Raw genomic sequence first — 6036 nt, 5'->3', positions numbered from 1 at the left:
TATTTTTTTTAAAAAAATATGAATTAATAAAAATAGTTAGAATTTATTTTCTTGTAAGAATTAATTTGAATTAAAGTAAAAAATAAAAAAAGAAAATTGAATAGAAAAAACAAATCTATTCAAAATAATAAATAAAATATCTATTCTAAACTGTCAATGGCAGCTACAATCAATTTGATTGTATTTTCAACGTCTTCCATGCTTGCTACACTGACAGTAGTGTGAATGTATCTTGTTGGAACGGACAATACACCAGTTGGAATTCCTTCTTTTGTAAGGTGAATAGCTGAACCGTCAGTGGTACCACCATCACTCACTTCAAGTTGATATGGGATTCCTTCCTTATCTCCAGTATTCTTAAGCAAGTCCCTTACATATTTAGGGGTGATGATTCCTCTTCCGCTTGCATCAATCAGGATGACTGCAGGTCCTTTTCCAATGACAACAGGAGCCTCTTCAGGCTTGATTCCAGGGTGGTCACCGGATAATGTCACATCAAGGGCAAATGCCAAATCAGGATTCAATCTATATGAGGTAACTTTAGCTCCTTTCAATCCAACTTCCTCTTGGGTTGTTCCAACACCATAGACGGTGGCTTTGGAATTGACCCTTTTCAATACTTCCATCATCACATAACATCCAAGACGGTTATCCAATGCCTTACACATTACCAAGTTGTTTGGAAATGCTTCAAACCAGCATTTGAAAGTAATCGGATCTCCAATTGTAACCATTTCTTCAGCCTGTTCCTTGTCCTTTGCTCCAATATCTATAAACATTTCATCAGCAGGAACAACTTTCTTTTTCTCCTCCGCTTTAGTGACATGAGGTGGCTTGGAACCGATAACACCAGTGAAGTCTCCATTTTTAGAGTGAACTGTTACTGTCTGATTCATTAGCATCTGGTCGTTAATTCCACCAATTGTGGAGAATCTGAGATATCCATTATCATCAATATACTTTACCATCAATCCTATTTCATCCATGTGGGATGCAAGCATTACTTTAGGTCCCTTTTTGGAAGAACCTTTTTTGGTAACTATTAGATTGCCCATAGGGTCAGTTTCCATTTCATCAGCTACATCTTTTAATTCTCTTTTAATGATTTCTGCAATGTTTTCTTCGAATCCAGAGATACCTGGAGTCATACAGAGTTCTTCCACTAATTTGATTTCCTTTTCAAAAGACATGTTTTCACCTGTTATATATTATATAATTAGTTTAATGAGTTTATAAATTTTCTTATAAATATATGTGCAATAAAAAAATACAGTTTAGATCATTTTAATTAAAAAAATTATAAAATGCTTTCGTATTCATGATAATGATTTATATTGATCAATTCATTCGGATGGTTCTCCTTAACTCCATAGAAATCAAATCCATCAGCAAAAATTTCCCTAAGAATAGGATTTAAGTTATCATCCTTATCCTTTAGATATTTGATGAGTTCCATTCTGTCTGCAGCGAAAGGCATTCCCAATCCTTCTGCAGTGTCCAATTTTCCAATCTTGCGTCGTCTAAGAATGGATATTGTTTTTCTAGGATTCTCTGAGCTAAAAAGAGTGTCTAAAATATTATTAAAAGTTTTAGTGGAGACTGTAGGCTGGTCTCCGGTAACGCATAAGGCGATATCTGAACTGATATTTTGAAGACCATTCAATAAAGAAACAGAAAGACCTACACTCACAGGGTCATTTTTAATAATTTTCAATCTATCATCATGAATATTATTAATGAAAGGCAATATTTCGTCACAGTAATGGCCAAGAACCACTATACATTCATGGATATTTCGAGTATTCAATACGTTATTGATTGTTGTCTCAATGATTGTACTTGAATCTTCCCCATTTTTCAATGGAAGTGTAAGCTTATTCTGTAGGGGAATGTTCATTTCTTCCTGGTCTTTTCTCATTCTGGAATTCTTTCCAGCTGCAGTTATAACCGCTGAGACTGTAAGCATAATATTACCTTAAATAATAATTTTCATTTATTTTAATTAAATAAAATGATTTTTAGATTTATGTATTGGTTGTATTGGTACTGTTAGTAGTGTTAGTACTGTTGGTATTGTTGCTAACATAACTATTAGGAATCATTTCATATATGTTAGTGTAGATTCTCATTCCAGCACCGGAACCTTCAGTCCACATTTGGATTTTAATAGGATATTTGAGAGTGTTGTTGATCTTGATTCCAGTGGAAGGACTGAAACCGTAAAGCACTGCATCACGTCCTGAATCCATACCGATTGGCAATCTGAATCCCAAGGATAAAACAGCATTTCTCAATGATCTTGCTGGAGGACATACTCCATGTGTAGCCATGCCTGATTCCGCTTCTGATTCAGGAACTGAACTGAAACCTACTCCTTCTCTACCGCAACCATATGCATTTGGTGGGATAATGGTACCATTCCAAGCCTTAACGAATTGCTTTGCATTGAATTCCCTGTTCCTATCGTTGTATTGTGGGTGAGAATCAAGATAGGTATAAGTGCTTGCTACCTTTGTTTCTGTATAGTTTTGGCCATAAACCACTACTGGTGAACCTCCAGGATATTTGACAGAGTATTCATAAGCTTCTGGGAACTTTTCCCTTAACATATCTGGAGTAATGTAGGACCTGTTATCATTAATGCCGTTAATGCAGAAATCCAAATTGTATTTTGAACCTTGATTGTAATGATTATACCAATATTTCAAGGTTTCAACATTAACCCTATCACCAGGTATTGTGTCATTAGTCATGGTTTTAGGGTCTAGATGGCCAATGGTCTGATTGGTCTTATTGTTTATTATGTCTATTCCGCTTGGAACAATTTTTGCTTGTATGTAAGGGCTGTTATATCCCCATACAAAGTCTCCAGGAGGATTTACAGTAATCTTATCATTATCTACGACTACATATCCCGGACCTTCAAACTCGTCAACCACACCATCTGTACTTACATTTCCATAAAGCAATTCAGATGAAGGGGTTGGAACTGCCCCTGTAGCAACTGAGAAAAAGGCATCTGCAATATCTCCATTTGCTATCTGAGTAACGAGAGATCCTAAATTGGAAACAATTGGATACTTATTAATCTTATTTTTGTCTATTACATTATCTCCTGCAAAAACGGTACTACCATTATCATACTTTGCGATTTCACTCATATCCTGATGATGAGTAGTTGTAGTTGCCATGGAGAGTGGTATTAGAACAATAATTATTGCAAGCAATGCAACAAATATCTTAAATGAATTTCTTTGTGTTAAACTTTTTGAGCTAATACTTACACTTCCTTTATTTAAATCTTAAAACTTAATAAATATATGATGATTTTTGTCTTATCGATATCATGCCTTGATGATTATTTAAATTTAAATTAATTTTTATGAATCATACCTCTAATGATCAAATTATTCAAACAATAACTTCTTTTCCTTTGAATTGCAGGAATCACAGATTTGCTTCAGCCTATCCTGTATCTTAATGATGTTTTCCTGACCGTTTCCTCCAATCAAGATAGCCTTTTCATGTGAAAACTCTGCAACGAAAGCGATGATTTCATCAAGATTGTTGGCTATTTCCACTCTGCCCTTATAATCCAGAGAATTCAATCTGTATTTAGCTTGGTCCAATGTGTCCTCTAAACCTGGAAACAGTATTATTGCTTCCGGATTGGCCTTGACCACTTCATTCAATATATCCAATCTATGATTTTCATTATGCCTTGGAGTTCCTACAAAGACTGCTGTGAAATCTACCTCTTCCAATATCGGCTTGATTGCGTCAGAATTATCGGATTTTCCAATATAGATTTCACAATCGTTCAGTTTCAGTACTTCCAAACGGCCTTTAACAGGTTTGAAGTTTTCCAAGCTATCCTTTATTATGCTTTTATCAATTTTGAAATGATTTCCATCAATGTGATTCGCTATGGCTTCACTAAGTCCAGCATTCAGCTTATTGAACTTTCCAAACAGTTCCAAATCATATTCTGTTTCACCATATTCTATGGCTGATTTGGCAACTTCCTCAAATTCCTCCTTATATTCCTGATTTTCATTGATAAATATTGTTTTACCCTTAAAGAATTCCTTTAAGGAGTTCTTATATCCATCCATTGATCCATGGACATCCATGTGATCGTTGCCCATATTGGTAAGTGCAATCAGGTCAAAGTCAAAGCAATAGCTGCAGAAACCGACTGTCATGTCACATACTTCAACCAGAAGGACATCATAATCTCCATTCTCCGCTTCCAAAATGAGGTCGTAGTAACCTTCAAATCCGCCGCCGGCATTGCCTCCGACCAATACCTTTTTACCTGCATTTTCCAGGATTTCCTTTATCATGCTAACGGTAGTGGTCTTTCCATTGGTTCCTGTAACGCCAATGGTGAAGATGTCTCTGTGCTTTGTTATGATGTCACAAAGCAATTTATGGGAGTTCCTGTAATGTTCAGCTATTCTGCTTCCCCAAATGCTAGGGCTTAAGACAACAGCATCAGAGGATTCTATTCTTTCCTGGTCATTAAAGCCCAAATCAATGGATAAATTTTCTTTAGTAAAGCTGATCTTATCCTTTTGAGGGGAAATGTCTACCCCTGCAAGGGATATTGGCAAATTATCCAGACTTATATTAACATTCAAGTCTGTACCATAAACTTCCCAATTGTGTTTCAATAAGGAATTCAAGGCTTTCTTGCCTTCCACTCCCAAACCGATAACAGCAGCTTTCATGATTTCACATTAATTATGTTATTATATTTTATATAAATTCATATAGTAATCTATTATATGTATTTATCTATGTATATTCTAATTAATAAAAGTTAGTATAAATTGAAATAAACTTACAAATTTTAATTATTAATAAAAAGAGAAAATAAAATTAATTAGAATTTATAAAAAAGAAAAATAAAAAAATAGATTTGAAAAATAAACTGAAAAGATTGGTTTAAAATAAGATTTGAAATTAAAGATCTAAGATTAGCTCAATTGGAGCATGTTTAGAACTGTCAATTTCATTTAAGATAGTGCATGATTTAACCTTATCCATCAATGACTTTGAGATGAAGAAATAGTCCAAACGTGCACCTTCGTTATTGTCACGGGCTTCCTGATTCTTCCATGAAGTGAACTGCTTCTCTTCCTTATTTTCTGATCTGAAAGCATCAACAAATCCAAAGGATTCAAGCTTGTCTAGGATTTCCCTTTCATCATCAGTGAATGTGACTTTTGTATTCAAGTCAGCAATGTCCTCTTCCTTATGGGCAATGTTAAAGTCACCAGCAATGATCATATCCTTAGCACTGTTTTTTTGAGCCAAGTATAATAAGTTATTAAAGTAATCTAATTTTTCTTTTAATTTAGCCTTGTTCCCAGTTCCTTGAGGAGCATAAACATGAATTAAAGTAAAATCATTATAATCTAAAACAGAAGCTCTGCCTAATGCATCATTGGAATCCTTAAAGAATCTTTTGACAATATTTGGTTTTTCCTTTGTTAAAGTGGCAAGTCCTCCTGTTCTGGCACTTTCACCTTTTAGGAAATAATATTCATATCCGCTTTTGTCCAAGAATTTCTTGTCCATCTTTTCATAATCTGTTTTTGTTTCCTGGAATAAAAGGATATCTGCTTCTTTTTCTAGAATAGGATTGATGTCCTTGTTTTTTATACGAGTTCTAATACCATTTGCATTCCATGAAATAATCTTTAATTCACTCATTATATTGCTTCCCTAAACTAAATAAAATAAATAAATACAATATCAATTAATTTGAGCCCAAATAATCAATAAATTAATTTAATAAATATTTTTGTTTATTAAAACCATAAACAAATATAATATTTGCTTTTAAATAATATAAACTTATTGTAGCGAATATTGAAAAATATAAAAAATAATTCAAAAAAATAAAAATCCTTATTAAGAAAATCATAAAAATCAATTTTAAAAAAATTAAAAAAAACTTAAAAGCAAAAAGAAAAATAATACATAACCTAAATATATCAAAAACAATAAATAAATAATTTAAGTAAT

General features: G+C 33.4%; 5 protein-coding genes. All 5 read right to left on the bottom strand.

Going from position 1 to position 6036, the window contains the following annotated elements; all coding sequences use genetic code 11:
• Positions 1-140 precede the first annotated feature (140 nt).
• The 5 genes from IJE13_RS07710 to IJE13_RS07690 all read right to left on the bottom strand — a co-directional run bounded on the left by IJE13_RS07710 (position 141) and on the right by IJE13_RS07690 (position 5721).
• Complete coding sequence (locus IJE13_RS07710) at positions 141-1190, bottom strand: M42 family metallopeptidase (RefSeq protein ID WP_292778991.1); 1050 nt, start codon at positions 1188-1190, stop codon at positions 141-143.
• Between the two features lie 107 nt (positions 1191-1297).
• A complete protein-coding gene (locus IJE13_RS07705; RefSeq protein WP_292778989.1) occupies positions 1298-1966 on the bottom strand; it encodes an NTP transferase domain-containing protein in 669 nt (222 codons plus the stop codon).
• A 58-nt stretch (positions 1967-2024) separates the two neighbouring features.
• The gene (locus tag IJE13_RS07700) at positions 2025-3191 is read right to left on the bottom strand and encodes a hypothetical protein (protein WP_292778986.1); all 1167 of its coding nucleotides are present in this window, start codon (positions 3189-3191) and stop codon (positions 2025-2027) included.
• A gap of 216 nt (positions 3192-3407) precedes the next feature.
• A complete protein-coding gene (locus IJE13_RS07695) occupies positions 3408-4733 on the bottom strand; it encodes a Mur ligase family protein (RefSeq protein ID WP_292778983.1) in 1326 nt (441 codons plus the stop codon).
• A gap of 235 nt (positions 4734-4968) precedes the next feature.
• Positions 4969-5721, bottom strand: coding sequence for an exodeoxyribonuclease III (locus IJE13_RS07690; protein ID WP_292778980.1), 753 nt, complete (start codon positions 5719-5721; stop codon positions 4969-4971).
• Positions 5722-6036: the final 315 nt, after the last annotated feature.

Origin of the sequence: Methanobrevibacter sp. (genome assembly GCF_017410345.1) — an archaeon.
Lineage (GTDB): Archaea > Methanobacteriota > Methanobacteria > Methanobacteriales > Methanobacteriaceae > Methanobrevibacter.
Note: the sequence above shows the minus strand (reverse complement) of the source record. Positions and strands in the feature narration are given on the sequence as shown.